Source organism: Pseudoalteromonas sp. B160 (assembly GCF_037162485.1).
Taxonomy (GTDB): domain Bacteria; phylum Pseudomonadota; class Gammaproteobacteria; order Enterobacterales; family Alteromonadaceae; genus Pseudoalteromonas; species Pseudoalteromonas rhizosphaerae.
This window is the reverse complement of record NZ_JARLUX010000001.1, coordinates 476,440-495,002: the sequence shown is the minus strand read 5'-3', so window position 1 is coordinate 495,002 and position 18,563 is coordinate 476,440. Positions and strand designations below refer to the sequence as shown.

Annotated in this window: 13 protein-coding genes, 14 tRNA genes and 3 pseudogenes; 17 read left to right on the top strand and 13 right to left on the bottom strand. The window is 39.3% G+C overall.

Going from position 1 to position 18,563, the window contains the following annotated elements:
* Window positions 1-32 precede the first annotated feature (32 nt).
* The 6 genes from zipA to msrB all read left to right on the top strand — a co-directional run bounded on the left by zipA (window position 33) and on the right by msrB (window position 4,970).
* Entirely contained in the window at window positions 33-785 is a 753-nt protein-coding gene (zipA, locus tag P4S61_RS02305; RefSeq protein WP_145240687.1) for a cell division protein ZipA, read from the top strand.
* 93 nt (window positions 786-878) lie between these two features.
* Complete coding sequence (gene ligA, locus P4S61_RS02300) at window positions 879-2,900, top strand: NAD-dependent DNA ligase LigA (RefSeq protein WP_337117708.1); 2,022 nt, start codon at window positions 879-881, stop codon at window positions 2,898-2,900.
* Window positions 2,893-3,171 carry a DUF3392 family protein gene (locus P4S61_RS02295; protein ID WP_337117707.1) on the top strand — a complete coding sequence of 93 codons (279 nt, stop codon included), beginning with the start codon at window positions 2,893-2,895 and terminating at the stop codon, window positions 3,169-3,171. Before ligA ends, P4S61_RS02295 begins: the two co-directional genes overlap by 8 nt.
* A gap of 61 nt (window positions 3,172-3,232) precedes the next feature.
* Window positions 3,233-3,736 (top strand): DUF2919 domain-containing protein, encoded by a 504-nt coding sequence (locus P4S61_RS02290; RefSeq protein WP_145240693.1) that lies wholly within the window; start codon window positions 3,233-3,235, stop codon window positions 3,734-3,736.
* Window positions 3,737-3,764: 28 nt separating this feature from the next.
* Complete coding sequence (locus P4S61_RS02285; RefSeq protein ID WP_182732419.1) at window positions 3,765-4,205, top strand: hypothetical protein; 441 nt, start codon at window positions 3,765-3,767, stop codon at window positions 4,203-4,205.
* 324 nt (window positions 4,206-4,529) lie between these two features.
* Entirely contained in the window at window positions 4,530-4,970 is a 441-nt protein-coding gene (gene msrB / locus P4S61_RS02280) for a peptide-methionine (R)-S-oxide reductase MsrB (RefSeq protein ID WP_145240697.1), read from the top strand.
* Between the two features lie 193 nt (window positions 4,971-5,163).
* Here the strand turns inward: msrB and P4S61_RS02275 are convergent, their stop codons facing one another.
* A complete protein-coding gene (locus P4S61_RS02275) occupies window positions 5,164-6,825 on the bottom strand; it encodes a response regulator (protein ID WP_337117706.1) in 1,662 nt (553 codons plus the stop codon).
* 282 nt (window positions 6,826-7,107) lie between these two features.
* Between P4S61_RS02275 and P4S61_RS02270 the strand changes: the two genes are divergently transcribed.
* Window positions 7,108-8,651, top strand: a protein-coding gene (locus P4S61_RS02270; protein WP_442961540.1) for an IS3 family transposase whose coding sequence is annotated in 2 segments (ribosomal slippage) — window positions 7,108-7,585 and window positions 7,585-8,651 — 1,545 coding nt in all. Because the reading frame shifts where the segments join, the coding sequence is not laid out codon by codon here.
* Window positions 8,652-9,303: 652 nt separating this feature from the next.
* On the opposite strand, the gene P4S61_RS02265 is transcribed toward P4S61_RS02270, so the two are convergent.
* The 7 genes from P4S61_RS02265 to P4S61_RS02235 all read right to left on the bottom strand — a co-directional run bounded on the left by P4S61_RS02265 (window position 9,304) and on the right by P4S61_RS02235 (window position 10,290).
* A tRNA-Val gene (locus tag P4S61_RS02265) sits at window positions 9,304-9,379 on the bottom strand.
* 19 nt (window positions 9,380-9,398) lie between these two features.
* Window positions 9,399-9,474, bottom strand: a tRNA-Val gene (locus tag P4S61_RS02260).
* Window positions 9,475-9,515: 41 nt separating this feature from the next.
* Window positions 9,516-9,591: transfer RNA gene (locus P4S61_RS02255), tRNA-Val, on the bottom strand.
* A gap of 19 nt (window positions 9,592-9,610) precedes the next feature.
* Window positions 9,611-9,686: transfer RNA gene (locus P4S61_RS02250), tRNA-Val, on the bottom strand.
* Between the two features lie 35 nt (window positions 9,687-9,721).
* Window positions 9,722-9,797, bottom strand: a tRNA-Val gene (locus P4S61_RS02245).
* A gap of 172 nt (window positions 9,798-9,969) precedes the next feature.
* A tRNA-Val gene (locus P4S61_RS02240) sits at window positions 9,970-10,045 on the bottom strand.
* A 169-nt stretch (window positions 10,046-10,214) separates the two neighbouring features.
* A tRNA-Val gene (locus P4S61_RS02235) sits at window positions 10,215-10,290 on the bottom strand.
* 883 nt (window positions 10,291-11,173) lie between these two features.
* On the opposite strand from P4S61_RS02235, the gene P4S61_RS02230 reads away from it, so the two are divergent.
* From P4S61_RS02230 to P4S61_RS02195, 8 genes are all read left to right on the top strand, one after another.
* A tRNA-Ala gene (locus tag P4S61_RS02230) sits at window positions 11,174-11,249 on the top strand.
* Between the two features lie 39 nt (window positions 11,250-11,288).
* Window positions 11,289-11,364, top strand: a tRNA-Glu gene (locus tag P4S61_RS02225).
* A 144-nt stretch (window positions 11,365-11,508) separates the two neighbouring features.
* Window positions 11,509-11,584: transfer RNA gene (locus P4S61_RS02220), tRNA-Glu, on the top strand.
* 90 nt (window positions 11,585-11,674) lie between these two features.
* Window positions 11,675-11,750, top strand: a tRNA-Glu gene (locus P4S61_RS02215).
* 183 nt (window positions 11,751-11,933) lie between these two features.
* Window positions 11,934-12,009, top strand: a tRNA-Glu gene (locus tag P4S61_RS02210).
* Window positions 12,010-12,099: 90 nt separating this feature from the next.
* A tRNA-Glu gene (locus P4S61_RS02205) sits at window positions 12,100-12,175 on the top strand.
* A 93-nt stretch (window positions 12,176-12,268) separates the two neighbouring features.
* Window positions 12,269-12,344: transfer RNA gene (locus P4S61_RS02200), tRNA-Glu, on the top strand.
* A 316-nt stretch (window positions 12,345-12,660) separates the two neighbouring features.
* Window positions 12,661-12,927, top strand: coding sequence for a DksA/TraR family C4-type zinc finger protein (locus tag P4S61_RS02195; protein WP_337117705.1), 267 nt, complete (start codon window positions 12,661-12,663; stop codon window positions 12,925-12,927).
* Between the two features lie 90 nt (window positions 12,928-13,017).
* Here the strand turns inward: P4S61_RS02195 and gloA are convergent, their stop codons facing one another.
* The 4 genes and pseudogenes from gloA to P4S61_RS02175 all read right to left on the bottom strand — a co-directional run.
* Window positions 13,018-13,419, bottom strand: coding sequence for a lactoylglutathione lyase (gene gloA, locus P4S61_RS02190; protein WP_145240703.1), 402 nt, complete (start codon window positions 13,417-13,419; stop codon window positions 13,018-13,020).
* Between the two features lie 53 nt (window positions 13,420-13,472).
* Window positions 13,473-14,505 (bottom strand): annotated as a pseudogene (locus P4S61_RS02185) (serine hydrolase domain-containing protein).
* A 234-nt stretch (window positions 14,506-14,739) separates the two neighbouring features.
* Window positions 14,740-16,650 (bottom strand): aminotransferase class V-fold PLP-dependent enzyme, encoded by a 1,911-nt coding sequence (locus P4S61_RS02180; protein ID WP_182740329.1) that lies wholly within the window; start codon window positions 16,648-16,650, stop codon window positions 14,740-14,742.
* 296 nt (window positions 16,651-16,946) lie between these two features.
* A pseudogene (locus tag P4S61_RS02175) lies at window positions 16,947-17,186 on the bottom strand (endonuclease III); the annotation flags it as partial.
* A 38-nt stretch (window positions 17,187-17,224) separates the two neighbouring features.
* Here P4S61_RS02175 and P4S61_RS02170 point away from each other — a divergent pair.
* Complete coding sequence (locus P4S61_RS02170; RefSeq protein WP_149980691.1) at window positions 17,225-17,542, top strand: hypothetical protein; 318 nt, start codon at window positions 17,225-17,227, stop codon at window positions 17,540-17,542.
* Between the two features lie 115 nt (window positions 17,543-17,657).
* On the top strand, window positions 17,658-18,092 hold the full coding sequence (locus tag P4S61_RS02165; RefSeq protein ID WP_337117704.1) for a GNAT family N-acetyltransferase: 435 nt from the start codon (window positions 17,658-17,660) through the stop codon (window positions 18,090-18,092).
* A 117-nt stretch (window positions 18,093-18,209) separates the two neighbouring features.
* On the opposite strand, the pseudogene P4S61_RS02160 reads toward P4S61_RS02165, so the two are convergent.
* Window positions 18,210-18,458, bottom strand: a pseudogene (locus tag P4S61_RS02160) (endonuclease III); the annotation flags it as partial.
* Window positions 18,459-18,563 lie beyond the last annotated feature (105 nt).

The window sequence follows — 18,563 nt, the reverse complement described above, 5'->3', positions numbered from 1 at the left end:
TATTTGAGTAGATAAATAATAAAGGTGAGGGGATGGCCGAACAATTAAGATGGGTTTTAATCATTATCAGTGTAATTGTCATTGGTGGATTATTAATACATGGCCTATGGTCAGTTCGTAAAAAAGACGCACCCGTTGCGACTAATGATGAGCGGGTTGAGCCTGCAGATCAGGCGTTTACTGAGCGTCAAAGCGAAGCTGAGCCAGCATCTCTTACTGAGCGTGATGAACCGCAGTTTGGGGATTTAAGCTTTAGTGCTGATGAAAAACATCCACACACTTTTGCAGCGTCAGATGACGAACTTGCCGCTGAGGTTGATGATGTGACTACTGCAACAGATGCAAGCGTAGAGGATGAAGCTGAGCAACCGGCTGCAAGTGATTTTATCATTGTGCATATTCAAATGCCTGAAGGCTTGAATATGGAAGGCAGCAAATTATTGCCAGCAGTAAATACACTTGGCTTTAAGTACTCTGAAGAAGGCTTTTTTAATCGTCATTTAGATCCAGCTGGCCATGGTCCAGTGCTGTTTAGGTTAGTGAACATGTACAACCCTGGTACTTTCGATATAGATAATATGGAACAATTTAGTACAGGTGGGATTAGCTTGTTTATGACCTTGCCGTGCGATGGTGACGGGCTTGCTGCATTTAACATGTTGCACAGTGCGGCTAAAAAATTAGCAGATGAATTTGGCGCCGTTATTTTAGACTCACAACGAGAAGAAATGACCGTTGACAGTGTGCGCAATTATGTTGAAAAAGTGAGACGCTTTTCAGCTTAATCACCTGCAATATACAGTTAATTAATTAAGAATTTTATAAGCCACTTGGCGATAACTCGTTTAAGTGGCTTTTTTATGTTTTTTGAGGTCAGTATGTCCACTTTAGTGTTAGCGCAAATAACGCAACTTCGTCAGCAGTTAGAAGATCACAATCATAATTATTATGTACTTGATAACCCAAGTATTCCTGATGCAGAGTATGATCGTTTATTACAACAATTAAGTGCGCTTGAGGTAGCAAACCCTGAGTACTTGAGTACTGATTCACCGACCCAGAAAGTAGGTGGTGCGGCGCTTGCTAAGTTTGAGCAAGTCACTCATCAAGTGCCGATGTTGTCACTTGATAACGCTTTCAGTGAAGAAGAGTTCAGCGCTTTTAATCGCCGCATTAAAGAACGTTTGATGGATAACAATGAGCTGACCTTTTGCTGTGAACCAAAACTTGACGGTTTAGCGGTGTCGATTTTATACCGTAATGGTGTGTTAGTGCAGGCGGCAACACGTGGCGACGGGCACACCGGCGAAAATATTACCACTAACGTTAAAACGATTCGTAATATACCGCTTAAATTACGTGGCGATGACTTTCCTGAGGAAATTGAAATTCGTGGTGAAGTGTTCATGGATAGCGCCGGATTTGACAAACTTAATGCTGAAGCCGAAAAGCTTGGCGACAAAGTATTTGTTAATCCACGTAATGCAGCCGCAGGCAGCTTGCGTCAACTCGATTCAAAAATCACCGCCAAGCGACCTTTGATGTTTTATGCCTACAGTATTGGTGTTGTTACAAATGGCGAATTACCAAGTGATCATTACCAGCAATTGGCTAAGCTAACTGACTGGGGGTTACCACTTTGCCCGGAAACAAAGTTAGTCGAAGGTCAGCAAGCTGCTTTGGATTACTATCAAGATATACTTGAGCGCCGCAGCAGCTTGAAGTATGAAATTGATGGTGTGGTGATCAAAATAAATAACAAAGCACTACAAGAGCGGTTAGGTTTTGTGGCGCGAGCTCCGCGTTGGGCCATTGCGTATAAGTTTCCTGCGCAAGAAGAAATCACTCAGCTACTGGATGTTGAATTTCAGGTAGGGCGCACTGGTGCAATTACCCCTGTGGCTCGTTTAGAGCCGGTATTTGTTGGTGGTGTCACGGTTTCAAATGCAACGTTACACAATCGTGATGAAATAGAGCGTTTGGGTGTAAAAATTGGCGATACTGTGATCATTCGCCGTGCTGGTGATGTGATCCCACAAATTACTCAAGTGGTATTAGAGCGCCGTCCAACAGATGCCAAAGAGATTGAGTTTCCGGCTACTTGTCCAATTTGTGACTCCCATGTTGAACGCATTGAAGGCGAAGCCGTAGCGCGCTGTACAGGAGGTCTGGTGTGCCAAGCACAGCGTAAAGAAGCGATCAAACACTTTGCTTCACGCAAAGCACTCGATATCGATGGCCTTGGCGATAAAATTGTTGAACAGCTGGTGGACAGAGAGCTCATTAAAACGCCAGCAGACTTATTCATACTTAAACAAGGACATTTTGAATCGCTTGAGCGCATGGGGCCAAAATCGGCGAAAAACCTAGTAGCTGCACTTGATGATGCAAAACAAACGACGTTGGCTAAGTTTTTATACTCATTAGGTATTCGTGAAGTCGGTGAAGCGACGGCGCAAAATTTAGCTAATCACTTTTTAACGCTAGATAAAGTAACTGCGGCAACAACTGAAGCGTTAGTCGAAGTTAGTGATGTTGGGGAAATTGTAGCCAAGCATGTGCGTGGTTTTTTTGCTGAGCAACATAATTTAGATGTCGTAACTGCCTTGCTGGAGCAGGGTATTCATTGGCCAGAACTCACGCCGCCAAGTGAAGACTCACAACCGTTAGCAGGCTTAACCTATGTGTTAACGGGTACTTTGAACGAGCTTAATCGAAATGATGCAAAAGCACGCTTGCAGCAGTTAGGGGCGAAAGTTTCAGGTAGTGTATCAGCTAAAACAGATGCGTTAATAGCGGGTGAAAAAGCCGGTTCTAAGCTCACAAAAGCACAAGATTTAGGCATTGAAATATTGACCGAAGATGATTTAATTGCATTACTGGCGCAACATAATGGATAGCATTATTACGCTTTTTCAGGATTTAGCACTGACCTTTGGTCAGTGGCTAAAGCCTTACTTATATAATATCGCATTGTTACTGGTGGTGTGTTTGGTGTCTTTGTATGCAAATGAGATTATTAAAACCACGAAACGCTTTGTAGCAAGGCGCCACTTTATACTCAGAGTATGTGCATTTGTACTAGTAACCGGGTTTGGTTTTGGCTTATTAGTAGTATTTGTCACTCCATTACTAAGCCAGTTACTGATGTTTTTGGTGTGCGCTGGTTAGGTGTTACAGCCGTGGCTGCATTTATATTACTTGGCGTAGTAGCCGAGAGGAAAAACCAGTTATGAAGCGTTATGGACCAGAGTATTGGGACAAATATGGCACCTATCGCACTCCAATCGCGTTTCATTTGAGTTTATTGGTATTACTTCGTGCCTACTTTATTTGGATCATTGCGGCACTGAGCAGGCGTCCTGAGCTTGATTTAATGTCATTAGTGTTTAGATCTAAAGCTGACTTTTTCAGTGCGTTGGCTATTGGTGCAATAGCCATTATTCCTGCCGTAATTTTTTGTTTGCGCAGGCCACAAAAAAGCGCAGACAGTGCAGCATGGTTAGCGCGAGTGTGGCGTTTTATGCGTTGGCCATTATTAGCATGTGCAGCGATAGATTTAAGCTGGCTGATTATTCAAGCCGCCCATAGTTATTATCAGTTTTCGATGTTTTTAGCGCTGCAAATGGTGACGGTATTGTGGGTATTATTATATTTAGCAAAAAGTCGTTATTTAACGGTGTTTTTTAATGATTGGCCCGATCCTGAAACCGATGAAAAAAGTTCAAGTAAGTAATTTAGGTTAACGTTGCAATGAGTCTTTGATGCGTAAAATTAATCAATTACTGGCGCTGATAGTCGGCTGTTTCGGTATCGTGTTATTATTGTTGAGTGTATTTACCATGTTATTTCAGCAAGCGTGGTTTGTATTTCTAATTGCTCTGTGGCTATTTGTATTTAGCTCATGCTGTTATCGGCTAACACCACTATTTAAAGCACGTAATGGCCTAGATAAGTTTATTCGACGCGAACAACAGCACCTTTTGTTATTTTCCCTTTCAGGTTTTTTTGACCGCACTCACGGCCCGCAATGGCTGCCTATAAATAGTATCAAGAAAATACAGTGTCATGATGACCAATTTTTAATTATCTTCAGCGAGCAGCATCAATGCTCAATAGGCTTACCGGCAACTAAAGCGGAGCTAATACAATACTTTAATGCACTATTGACTAAAAATGAAAAGAAATTAATTACAATTGAATGAAACTAAATAGTGAGCAACACGGTATATATGTCAGCGCCTTAAAAAGCATAGTGGGTATGAAATATAGTATGCAACAGCAAATAGGCTTAGGAGTGAGCTGCCATTAGTGTACTGGAAGCGATAAGATTTAGCTTTGATTACGCAAATATTATTAGCCAGTGAGTTTAAACATTCCCCTAGCCAGTATCGAAATTATTATTTTTCAACCCCTACAAAACCATTTTGTGCAGTGCGGATAAATCCAGAGCTGACAATGTTATTAGCGCGATACCATGATAATGTGGATAGCAGTAAATTAACCTATCTTACTCAATGAGGTCAGTTATGTTGAATTGGAATGATATTCTAAACTTTGCCAATAAAGGCAATCCTGAGCCGAGCCGTAAAGTAGTAAAAACCGAGCAGCAATGGCGTGAACAATTAACCGAAGAAGCCTTTTATGTGACTCGTAATAAAGGCACAGAGCGCCCGCACAGCTCAGATAGCTGCACCTTGTTTGAACCTGGTAAGTACGCCTGTGTATGTTGTGATAACTTATTATTTGATGGTGATGAAAAATTTGATAGTGGCACTGGCTGGCCATCATTTACTCAACCCGCGCAACTAAACTCGATTGCTTATAATGGTGACAAGACCCATGGTATGCAAAGAATAGAAACTGTGTGTAATGTATGTGATGCACACTTAGGTCATGTATTCCCTGATGGGCCAATGCCAAGTGGTTTGCGTTATTGTATAAACGCGGTCTCATTGAAGAAGGTGTAATTTATTAGCTCGTAATTGACAATAACCAATGCCTTACTGAATTTACATGATACGATTCCAGTAAGGCTGGATTTTAAAAGTCATATCACCGCTTATCAGCGATATTTTTAATTTCGTATTCCTCATTCTTATAAACAACACCTTATCTAAACTATTTATTTAGCCTGCTCTTTGCTGAATAATATTTATTATTCTATTTGGTTTTGCCAGGCTCTTCTAGATTAGCAAGTGTTAGCCCCATACTCGTTGCTTGTTGTACTATTTTATTAAAGCGTTGTTGCTGCTCGTTGTCTAATGGTGTCGTATTGAGTAACGCATAGCATTTTTTTGCCATCATTAGGTTTAAGGTTTGGCCATTTTGCTTGGAATTATCAAATAGACACTGCAATAAATTTAAAGCAATACTAGGATTACGAGGCATTACTCTAAATGCTTGTGTGAATGCTTCAAGAGCGGTATTTAATTGACCACGATTAAACTGTGTAACTGCATGGTTATTCAGCTCTTTAGGGCCCATTTTTATATCACGGCGTTCACTTTGTTGTTGTTGAATATAACGTAAATAAACAGCATCACTGACTGTTGGATGACGTTCACAATGACTGATAATTTGGTTAAATAACGATTGTGCTTTGTGATGAAACCCTAGCTCATGAAATGCCTTTGCTTTATCAAGTGCGCCGTCTACAGAGCGAATGTGGCTATCGTCATCGTCGAGCTGCTCAATCAACTTTTTCGCTTTTTGATGTTCGTCTTTTAGATAGTGTAAACGGGCATTTAAAACATCTATTTGCGCCTGATTGTGACTATTTGGAAATTGGCTTTTTAAATCAGTTAAGTATTGATTAGTTTGTCTTGAAATCCTTTGAATCTGATCGCTCTGATCTGTTGTTAAAGCAAAATCGATACCAGCACGTGCAGCATTTAAATATACGTCAGGATGATCGTGAATCGAATGTTTGGCAAAGTTGGCGATATCTTTTTGTGTTAGATAATTTTTTTCATAATCATGATTTACCAGCGATACATGGCTAAGTGATTTTTGGCGTTCGATATTGCGTGGAGCAATATCAACAGCTTGGCTTAAAAAACCTTGCGCTAATTCAAATTGGTTTAATTTAATCTCCAGTTTACCAAGTAAATCGAGTGCGACTAATCGTGTTTCATGACGTTGCAGCATCGTTTTCAGCATTCTTTGCGCAAGAATATGCTCATTATTAGCAATTAATGCTTCAACTAAACCTACCTTTGCCCATGTGAATTTTTGAATATCAAGAACTGATTTAAAGAATGCTTTTGCAGTATCTACTCGTTTTAAGCGAAGTAGGGCGTCACCTTTTAAACGCAATAATATTGCACTATAAGCATTGCCTTTTTTATCAAGCGCGGCATTGATTGCTTTTAGTGCTTTAGAATCATTACCATCGTCAATGAAATTATATATTGCTTGTAAATGATTTTTACGCAGTAAAATTCGTTCTATACGCGTTTTAAGGTCATGTATTGTGAATGGCTTGACCAAAAAGTCATCGGGTTGCAGTTCAAGCACGCTGTGTACCAAAGAGCCACTGGTTTCAGCTGAAATAAAAATGAATCCTGTAGAGTTTTTTATTAAACGCTTAACGCGTAACTCTTCATATAGCTGATAGCCATCTTGGTGCTTACTCAAATTAAAAGAGCAAACAATCAGATCAAACTGTTCACTGGTGCACTGCTCTTTCGCTGAATTTGCATGTTCAGCAAAGCGCAGCTGTCGAAAGCCAAGTTTTTCGAGCGACTGTTTCATATAGCTTTGAGCAAGAGGCTGCTCTTCAACTATAAGTATTTTTGCATTAGAAAAAATCTTTGCTGGCATTAGACTTGTGACCACATGAACGTATCAGAGACTATAATAAACAGTCTAGTCGCTGACAAGGGAATTTAAAATTTAATACCGCAGACTTCGTTTATTTGATCAGTTATGGGTTTTAAAGTAGCTTGATTATCCAAATTTAGGTAGCGCTAGTTATTGCTTGAGGATTTTTATAGAGATAGGAGACCCTAGGTTTGTAAAGCGCCTAGGTTGATGCTTTTCAAACTTAATTATCCCCTGTGTCAGGATAGTTGTCGCCTCTAACTTTTAATAGAGGCAGATAAAATGAGACGTCGATTTACTCAAGAATTTAAAGTTCAAGCTGTTGAAAAAGCATTATCTCAATGTGATGATGTTCGTCTAGAAGATATTGCTGATGATTTAGGCGTCGGCTATTCAACACTACAACGGTGGATTGCACTTGCTAAAAACCATGAACTTGAAACTAAAAATAACGGTAGTCACATGACAACAGAAAAACGCCCTCATGACTGGAGCTTAGAAGACAGGCTCAACGCCATTATTGAATGTGCGAGTTTAGATGAAACAGCTCTTAATGAATATTGTCGTGCTAAAGGACTTTACCCGCATCATATTCAACAATGGAAGCAAGATTTTGCTAAAGGGCCAGCAACGAAGCCTGTAAAATCAGACAGCAAGCAGCTCAAACAAGAAATTAAGCAGCTTCAAAAAGAGCTTAATCGTAAAGATAAAGCATTAGCAGAAACAGCCGCTTTACTTGTACTCAAAAAAGCAGATGCGCTTTGGGGTTTCAACGAGGACGATTAACCAGCTCAACTGAACGCCATGAATTGATAAAGCTCATTAAAGACGCTCAGAAATCAGGGGCAAGGCAAGCAAAAGCATGTGAGTTACTTGGTTTAACGACAAGAACAATCCAACGCTGGATTGAAGCTGAAGATATGATAGATAAGCGGACAAGTACGATAAAACGACCACCTAATAAGCTAACTGAATTAGAGCAACAGCGTATAATTAAGACGGTTAATTCAATAGAGTACGGGCATTTACCACCCTGCAAGATAGTCCCTAAACTATTGGATAAAGGTGTGTGGATAGCATCAGAAAGTTCGTTTTATCGCGTTATGAAATCACATAACTTACTAACACACAGAGAAAAAGTAAAACCAAATAAAAAGATAAAAAAGCCAAAAGCGCTCAAGGCAACACGTGCAAACGAAATTTATACATGGGATATCACGTATTTGCCGACAGCAGTTAAAGGTCAGTTTTTATACTTATATTTAGTGATGGATATTTATAGTCGAAAAATAGTTGGTTGGCAGGTTCATGACACACAACTAAGCACACTGGCGGCTGATTTAATGGTAGATATTTGCAGGCGAGAGCAGGTAAAACCTGAGCAAGTCACGTTGCACTCAGATAATGGCAGTCCAATGAAAGGAGCAACGTTATTAGCGACATTGCAGGAGTTAGGGATTGTGCCTTCATTTAGCCGACCATCTGTGAGTAACGATAATCCGTATTCTGAGTCATTATTTAAAACATTAAAGTATCGCCCAGAATACCCTGAAAAAGCCTTCGAAGATATCGCGAGCGCAAGGAAATGGGTTAACGGATTTGTAGATTGGTACAACGATGAACATTTACATAGCGGTATTAAGTTTGTCACGCCAAATCAGCGTCATTTAGGTTTAGATAAAGCGATCCTAGCGGAACGTCATCGGGTTAATGAAATAGCGAAATTACAGAATCCAAGTCGTTGGTCAGGAAAGTCTCGAAATTGGACAATGATCAATGAAGTAAATTTGAATCCAGAGAAAAAAGAAGAAGTGCGGGCGGCATAAAATTTAACTTGATGCGACAACTAACTTGAAAAACTCCGTTATCCATCAAGGAACATATTAAAAGAGTTTAAGGTTTGGAAAAGAATTAGCGTATTTAGAGGCTTTTTGAATTTTATTTTTAACAGAATTACTAAGAAGTTTTATATGTGGTCGGTGATACTGGACTCGAATTAGTGACCCTCGCCATTATTTGTGAAGGGTGGCGATGCTCTTTTTTCAGCTGAGCTAATTATCGATTAAAGAATATAACGTAAGGTTTGATTGAGGGTTTTAAAAGGTTTTATATGTGGTGGGTGATACTGTACTTGAACTAGTGACCCTCGCCATTATTTGTGAAGGGTGGCGATGCTCTTTTTTTCAGCTGAGCTAATTATCGATTAAAGAATATAACGTAAGGTTTGATTGAGGGTTTTAAAAGGTTTTATATGTGGTGGGTGATACTGTACTTGAACCAGTGATCCTCGCCATTATTTGTGAAGGGTGTCGATGCTCTTTCTTTTAAGCCGAGCTAATTATCGATTTAACGTGAGGTTTTATATGTGGTGGGTGATACTGGACTTGAACCAGTGATCCTCGCCATTATTTGTGAAGGGTGGCGATGCTCTTTCTTTTCAGCTGAGCTAATTATCGATTTAACGTGAGGTTTTATATGTGGTGGGTGATACTGGACTTGAACCAGTGACCCTCGCCTTGTAAGGGCGATGCTCTCCCAACTGAGCTAATCACCCACATATAATTTTGATTAAATGGTGGGTCGTACTGGACTTGAACCAGTGACCCTCGCCTTGTAAGGGCGATGCTCTCCCAACTGAGCTAACGACCCCAAATAATCAATTACTAACTTTACGATAACCATTTTATAAATGGTGGGTCGTACTGGACTTGAACCAGTGACCCTCGCCTTGTAAGGGCGATGCTCTCCCAACTGAGCTAACGACCCGTAAAGTTTTATATCTAAATGGTGGGTGATACTGGACTTGAACCAGTGACCCTCGCCTTGTAAGGGCGATGCTCTCCCAACTGAGCTAATCACCCATCTAGATATCATGTAATATGCACCATTCTAAGAATGGTGGGTCGTACTGGACTTGAACCAGTGACCCTCGCCTTGTAAGGGCGATGCTCTCCCAACTGAGCTAACGACCCATATTACAAATTTAAAACGCTACTATTAAAATAAATAGTACTGGATTTTAACCAGCGAACCTCGCCGTTAGTTGTAAATAGCGGTGATGCTCTCTTTTCTTTTAACTGAGCTTGTGACCCATATTACAAATTTAAAACATGCAACTACTAATATAATAACAGGTTTTATATGTGGTGGGTGATACTGGACTTGAACCAGTGACCCTCGCCTTGTAAGGGCGATGCTCTCCCAACTGAGCTAATCACCCACATATAAATTAAAACGCTACTATTAAAATAAATAGTACTGGACTTTAACCAGTGAACTTCGCCGTTACTTGTAAATAGCGGTGATGCTCTCTTTGTTCCAACTGAGCTTGTGACTCATATTACAAATTTAAAACATGCAACTACTAATATAATAACAGGTTCTATATGTGGTGGGTGATACTGGACTTGAACCAGTGACCCTCGCCTTGTAAGGGCGATGCTCTCCCAACTGAGCTAATCACCCACATATAAATTAAAACGCTACTATTAAAATAAATAGTACTGGACTTTAACCAGTGAACCTCGCCGTTACTTGTAAATAGCGGTGATGCTCTCTTTTCTTAGAACTGAGCTAATCACCCACATCTAAACAACAACTCATTGCTGCGTTGTTGTGGGGCGCTATTATAGATAGAGTTGTAAATGTGTCAACACTTGAATGAGGAAAAATGTTTTAGATGCAGGTTTTATAATCAATGAAGTAAGATTGAGATTGTTTTATAGCCAATTTACTTACATTCAATCTATATGTGCAATCAATTTACTCATTATTTAATGCAATACTTTAATAGCTAGTGGTGCCTGTTAGTCAAAAGCGGATTTGTTTTTAATCATGAGGGAGGAAGGTTATAGTCAATCGCATTGAAAAATCCAAATACCGTTAGTTAAATACGATTGATATAAAACACCGACTGTAACTAATGGAGCCTCTGTGATCATATAAATAACTGACAATAGAGTAGGGGCGTTGCAGTTAATTGCTAGTATGTTCATCTTAAATTCGTTTTACTTGGTGATGAAAACGTTGTTGTGAAAAACAAGAAAAGACTCCGACTTTATTTTGCATATAAATGTATACCTTATTTTTTTGATGTTTTAGAATATATTTCACCTCAGTTAATCTAGATTGTGCGCCTTACAGTCCTAATTTTTGTTTTGAAACAGGCTCCCTTGCATGTATTTTGAGCGCCGCGGTTTATTCATTATTCAGTTTGTTGAAAATTAAACCGTTTAAAGAAAGTTACTGAAAAAAATGTTGACATTATTTTGGTGGCTGCATAGAATGCGCCCCGCACTCAGCGATACACAGCACGGTTTAACTGCGCAAGTGTTTAGCAAAATAAATTGGGGCTATAGCTCAGCTGGGAGAGCGCTTCGCTGGCAGTGAAGAGGTCTGCGGTTCGATCCCGCATAGCTCCACCAATTTATTAAAGTGTTTGTCCTAGGGTAGCAGTTTTCTGTGTCCCCATCGTCTAGAGGCCTAGGACACCGCCCTTTCACGGCGGTAACAGGGGTTCGAATCCCCTTGGGGACGCCACTTAACTTTTATAAGTTAAAGGCGGGTTAACCGAGAAAATAGCGAACAAATTAAGCTCGAGTCTTAATTTGTATTAATCGCAATTACCTTAAAAACTCATGATGTGAGTCTAACTAATCAATTGTCCTAGTGATACATTTATGTGTCCCCATCGTCTAGAGGCCTAGGACACCGCCCTTTCACGGCGGTAACAGGGGTTCGAATCCCCTTGGGGACGCCACTTACTATTTCTATAGTAGGTGTAGTGTTATTAAGATAGCTCGCCTGAAACGAGTTAAACCATTCAGTTGTCCTAGTGACACATTTATGTGTCCCCATCGTCTAGAGGCCTAGGACACCGCCCTTTCACGGCGGTAACAGGGGTTCGAATCCCCTTGGGGACGCCACTTAATTATTTTAAGTAATGTATAAAGCAGTGTGACACCGCACTCTCTATGCACGACGTTAACAAGAGTACTAATCTCTTGGGGACGCCACTTACTTATGTTAAATAAGGAAGTGCAGTGTTATTAAGCAGCTCGCCTGAAACGAGTTAAACCATTCAGTTGTCCTAGTGACACATATTCTGTGTCCCCATCGTCTAGAGGCCTAGGACACCGCCCTTTCACGGCGGTAACAGGGGTTCGAATCCCCTTGGGGACGCCACTTACTATTTTCATAGTCAGTGCAGTGTTATGAAGCAGCTCGCCTGAAACGAGTTAAACTATTCAGTCGTCCTAGTGACACATATTCTGTGTCCCCATCGTCTAGAGGCCTAGGACACCGCCCTTTCACGGCGGTAACAGGGGTTCGAATCCCCTTGGGGACGCCACTTACTTATTTTAAATAGGGAAGTGCAGTGTTATTAAGCAGCTCGCCTGAAACGAGTTAAACCATTCAGTTGTCCTAGTGACACATATTCTGTGTCCCCATCGTCTAGAGGCCTAGGACACCGCCCTTTCACGGCGGTAACAGGGGTTCGAATCCCCTTGGGGACGCCATTTACTTTTTTAAGTAATGTGCAAGGAAGTGTGACACCGCACTCTCTATACACAACGTTAACAAGAGTACTAATCTCTTGGGACGAAACTTACTATTTATTAGTAAGATGGCTTTTATTAAAAAGCCTGTAACATCAATTTAACTGCATTTCTATAGTTACTTCAGAATTATTCATCCAAGTTAAAATCTAAAAATTAAATCTTTTATATAATAATTCCTAAATTTTATTAGTATCTTTCCCTTTCTTATATTCAGCTTAAATAAACTTCATCTATGTTAGCGTACATATAAACGTCCAAATAAATAGGAGGTTATATGGCAAGTGGATGGGCACGAGAGGGTGCAATTCAAGATCAAATTGATGCCAGCGTTAATGATGCTGTGCAATATGCTAGAAGTAATTTAGTTTCTGGAGCTAGTGCCGAGCTATGTGAAGAATGTGCTGAACCAATACTACAAGCACGAAGGCTCGCGTTACCTGGTGTGAAGTATTGTGTAAGTTGCCAAGCTGAACTAGAAGGTAAAGGCACGCTTTCTAAAGGGTTTAACCGACGTGGCAGTAAAGACAGTCAATTACGATAAAAAGGTGCATACAGCACCTTTTTTAATATCGTATCAGAGTTGAGCTTAAATAAATAAAAAGCGGATTAGCAAACCTATTACATATATTTGCTAAAATTTACTCATATTTTCTTTCTTCTGAATTAATTCAATTGAGTAGCCATCTGGATCTTTTACAAAAGCAATTTCTGTTGTGCCGCCTTTAACAGGTCCTGGCTCACGGCTAACATTGCCGCCAGCGGCCTTGATATCAGCACAGGCTTTATAGATATCATCAAACTCAATGGCGATATGACCATAGGCATTGCCTAAATCATAGCTGTCGGTATCCCAGTTATAGGTCAGCTCAAGTACTGCTGTGTCTTTTTCATCGCCATAGCCTACGAAGGCTAGGGTATAGCGATACTCTTCGTTATCAGCACGGCGTAACTCTTTCATGCCGAGTACTTGAGTATAAAACGCAATTGATTTATCTAGATCAGCAACCCGTAACATGGTGTGTAATAAACGCATTTAAACCCTCTTTAAAATTCACATAAATTTTTGATAACGCAGCTACTCTGTAGCTACTGCTGCGCTGTTAAAATATCAATAATCCGATTATAAATTATTTCTGTGAGCAACACAGTATCATTGCCATTAGTATTTATAAACTGCACAACGACTGTATCGATATCTTTATAATAACGAGCAATGCTTGAATACCCTAATACCCAACCTGTGTGCTCATATTTATAGAGTGATGCGTACAAAGCTTGCTCTTGTTCACTAAAAAATGTGCCATTATTTAATGCCACAATAAAGTCGCCCACATCTTGTGCTGTTGCCACATACCCTTGATCGAGTGCTTTAAAGTCATTCTCATAACCTACGTAGTAACCACTCATCAAATCTACTAAATTGATTTCATGTACAGATGAAAACGTATGCGTTAGGCCCAGTGGCGTTAAAATTACATCTTTAATATATTGGTTATGATCATAACCCAGCACGTTAGACATAATTTTTCGCAGCAACAAATAATTGGTATTAGAATAGCTGTAATCAGCATCAGGGCTAAAATCAGCGGGTTTATCGAGTACTAATGCAAGTGGGTCAGGGTAGGTGATTGACCAATCGAAATTATCAGTGTCTGTGTAATTGGGTATGCCACTTTTTGTGTTTTACCATCATTCGTAGTGTTATTTTATCTGCGTTTTCAATGCGTCCAATTAATGATGGAAGATAATCAGCTAGTGTTTTATCTACATCAATACGTCCAGCGGCTGAAAGTTTGGTTAAAGCTGCTGCATCATATAACTTTCGAATGCTGCCAATTTTAAAAAGTGCACTAGGGTAAGCGGGGATTTTTTGATCTCGATTATGCCAACCGTTTGCAAAAAATTCAGGTTGCTGTCCTTGTCTATGAATATACACAATAATGCCATCGACTCCTTGTTCAATAGCCTCTTGTGTTTGTTCTTTGATCGTCGCCGGTAGCGGTTGCAAGTAATATAAAGCAAATTTCCAAGGGGCAAAAAAGTATATGCTCATGATGGTGACAATAAATGCAGCAATGCGCATTAAAGTAAGCGTTTTTTTGTTCTTAACTAGCATTATTACGCATCCGCTTCATTTATTTTTGTAGTGTCAGGGTCAGTTCTTTAATCTACTATACTTCGTATTATTTACTCTGTCTTATCTTTAAATTCTGACGTGATATTACCTAATACTAACATGAGCTTAGCACACCAAGTTCTATTAAAGTGGCCTAGAATTATAACGCACTAAACAGCAATATCGTGTGACATTGCTGTTTAGTTATAAGGAGTTCGACTGTATTAAAGTATATTTTTACTTTTGAACTTTGCCCTTAAGAACATAGATTTCACCATCAAAACTCCCTTGAATCGTCAAACCTTGTCCTGCTAACTCTTTAAGGTACTCTATATGTTCCTCTGTAATATGCTGTCCCGGCACCAAAAGAGGAATGCCTGGCGGATAGGGGGTAACTAAACCGGCACAAATACGGTTGTTACTTTTACCGATAGGCACAGATTCGCGCTCGCCATAAAAAGCATCACTTGGAATACAGGCTAAGTCTATAGCAGGTAAATTCTCCGGCAAGCGTGAACGTCGCGTCGATTTTGACAACTTCACCTTACCGCTATCCAGCTTTTTCAATGCATTGTATAAACGAATGATCTTTGAACGGGTGCCGCCAAGCGTAAGTAAAACTAAAATGGTACTGTGGGTGTATTTTTCTATTTCTAGGCCAATTTCATCCAGCAGGTATTTATGAATATCCTTTAACGAATAAGGTAATTCGCTAATATCGATGAGAATTTTTAGCGGATCGTGACCCATGTTATCACCACTAAAGTGCGGAAATATTTCCATAAAGTCTTGCTTACCTAGCACTTTAATTTGCTTAAGTGAAGCCATCTGTTGTTTAAATTCTTCCACATGGTTCAACAAAGCATTGAGTAACTTATAGCCTTCCATCTCTAATTGCTTTTGGCACACATCAAGCGACGCGATAAGCTGATATTTTGGCGATGTACTGGCGTAAATACTGTAAATCTCACGAAAGAAATCAGCATCGAAATCAGGGTCGTTAACATGAATATAAGACGCTTGAGAAAACGCCGATACCACTTTATGCGCCGAATGAGTGACGTAGTCAGCGCCAGCATGAATGGCGGAATAGTATCGTAGGCTTGGATGAAACAGCGAGTAAGCAAACCATGCCTCGTCAATAAATACTTTAATACCATGTTGATGGGCAAAATCGACCACCTGTTTCAGATCGCTCAGTAGGCCATCGTAAGTACAACCGGTGAGAACCAGCAATTTTGCATCGGTATTTTGTTCTATCGCTTGTTTTATATCGGCCAACGACGGCGGCGCAAAAATGCCATATTTAGGATTTAAAATACTCGACAAATAAACAGGTAAACTCGCTGATTGTAAAATGCCATAGTGCACAGACTTATGACAATTGCGGTCGATAATCACTTTATCGCCCTTGCGCAGCAATGTCTGCAAGATGATTTTATTTGAGGTAGACGACCCATTGGTAACGAAATAGGTATGCTTAACCTCAAACGTCGCCGCTGCTGACTCTTGCGCACGGCCAATGGTATTGGTGCTATCTGACAATGAACCTAACGAATCAACAGAAACCGACAGATCGCCAACGAACACATTACGACCATAAAACTGATAAAAGTCTTTGATATAAGGGGAATTTCTAAAGCTAGAGCCACCGCTGTGTCCCGGTGTATGCCAAGAGTCGTTCGCTTCGCCAACATAACGGCGATACGCAGTCCAAAATGGGGTTTCTGAGCGGTCATCGAAATCATTGATCATATAGCCTAAAATTGCTTCAGGATCAGAAATTACCTCATCTTTAAAAAAGAAAGACTCAATCTCCTCCGACTCATTAACGATTTCTAGCCCTTTCGTATCATCGCCAATAACATAAACGGGCAACTCAAGGCGGATCCCCTTTAACTGCTCGATAAAGCGACTATAAGTGCGTTCGCCAACCTTATTTTGCAAATCCCAGCTAAGCACTACAGCCTGAATATCACCATCTTCCTCTACAATGTCCAACGCTTGTTTTAGCTCAAGACGCTCAATAATATCGATATGAATATCATCTCGCTCAAAATTGACAATGGTCTTCGATAGATTCGTTGAAAGCTCTTGTAAGGTGACTGGATCTTGCTCAATTAACAAGATACGAAGTATTGGTAGCATAGGAATTCTCGTTATAAAATTTCATAATGCTCAACAGCATAACTAAAGGATTGACGCTTGTGAAATTAATACTTTGAAAATGTTCTAAAAATTACGCCAAATCACGAATAAACAGATTTTATTTAAATTGATTTATAAGGTATGGAAAATGAAAGGTGCCAAAGTTAGGCACCTACTTTAATAAACAGAAAAAAAGACTGGAATGCGAATTAATCACTGAGCTTATTCTTATAAGCCTGATAATTGAGGTTTAAAATTAATAATCGTTTAAAATGAAGGTGTTTTATCTACAGGATCTAATCTGTTTTATCTTTAAACTCACACAAGTCTTCAATAATACAACTGCCACATTTTGGTTTACGTGCTACGCAAGTATAACGCCCGTGAAGAATGAGCCAATGGTGTATATCAAGTTTAAATTCTGCTGGTACAACTTTTAAAAGTTTTTGTTCAACCGCAACCACGTCTTTACCCATAGCAAGCTTAGTACGGTTTGATACACGGAATATATGCGTATCTACAGCAATGGTTGGCCAACTTAAATATAAGGAAGGCAGATTAACTAGCTTTCAAAATGTTGGTAGTTGAAATCCTAAAGAGCAAAGATCATGTGTTTGCATTAGGCATCATCGGAACTTTTAGTTACAAAGTTAATTTGGTAACTCATATTAACTGTGTTGTAGTTGATATAATTACAGCACGAGATAGGGAATTATGTATGAAAGAGGATATTGATGAGCTAAAAAGTGAATTTCAAGCAAAACTTCTATCTTGGAATAATATAAAAAGTAAAAAAATTAAAGTTACATTTATATTCATATTTTTCGGTTTGATTGGATTAAAGGTTTTTACTACTATCTTAACTGTTGATTGGCTTGCAGGGTTAATATGATGATGACTTTTCGCCCACTTAACAAACATGATTTTAACTATTCAAAAGTTATAGACCTTTTTTCGAAGCTTTTCCAAAAGTTCACAGACTACCAGAATGGCTTGTTAAATACAGAATGAGGAATGGAAAAAATGGCTTTGATATTATTTATGATCATAATAAATGGGTTGGTTTTCTCTACACTAAAGAATATAAACAAATTATCTGTGTAAAGTTTTTTGCTATATCTGAATTGCTCCGCTCAAGTGGTTACGGAAGCAAAGTAATGGATTCTATGAATGAAAAGCATTCAAATAAAAGAATAGTACTCACTATTGAGGAGCTTGATGAAAAGACAGAAAACTATCAACAAAGAGTTAAGCGCAAAGCGTTTTATGAAAAAAATGGGTTCAGTTCTACCGGGTTTATCATAAAAGAGCCAGCTGAGCGGCAAGAAGTCCTTATACGTGGTGGAACTATATCTAAAGAAGAAATAGAAGCTATGTACAAGCATTTTTTAGGAAATTTATTGTTTTCTTTACTTAAAATCGAAGTACTAAAAATTGAATAAGAATACCGTCATTTTAATGTAATTTGTTAGCCATTAGCAGTTAAATAATGCATGCAAAAAACCAACAGCAAAGATAAAAATTTAAAGTTTACTTATTGGCTCAAAAAAGAATAAACATTATTCAGTCTTGTCTTTAAACTCACATAAATCTTCAATAATACAACTGCCACATTTTGGTTTACGGGCAACACAGGTATAACGCCCGTGCAGTATGAGCCAATGGTGTACGTCTACTTTAAATTCTTTGGGGATCACTTTTTCGAGTTTTTGCTCAACGGCTACCACGTCTTTACCCATGGCAAGCTTAGTACGGTTTGATACACGGAATATATGCGTATCTACAGCGATGGTAGGCCAACCGAATGATAATTATCGTAGATAGGCATTAAGACTTACATACGTATTCATGTTAATAGTTTATTGAAAATAATTTCACTACATCGCATATTGTTAAAACTTAATCGTTTAAGG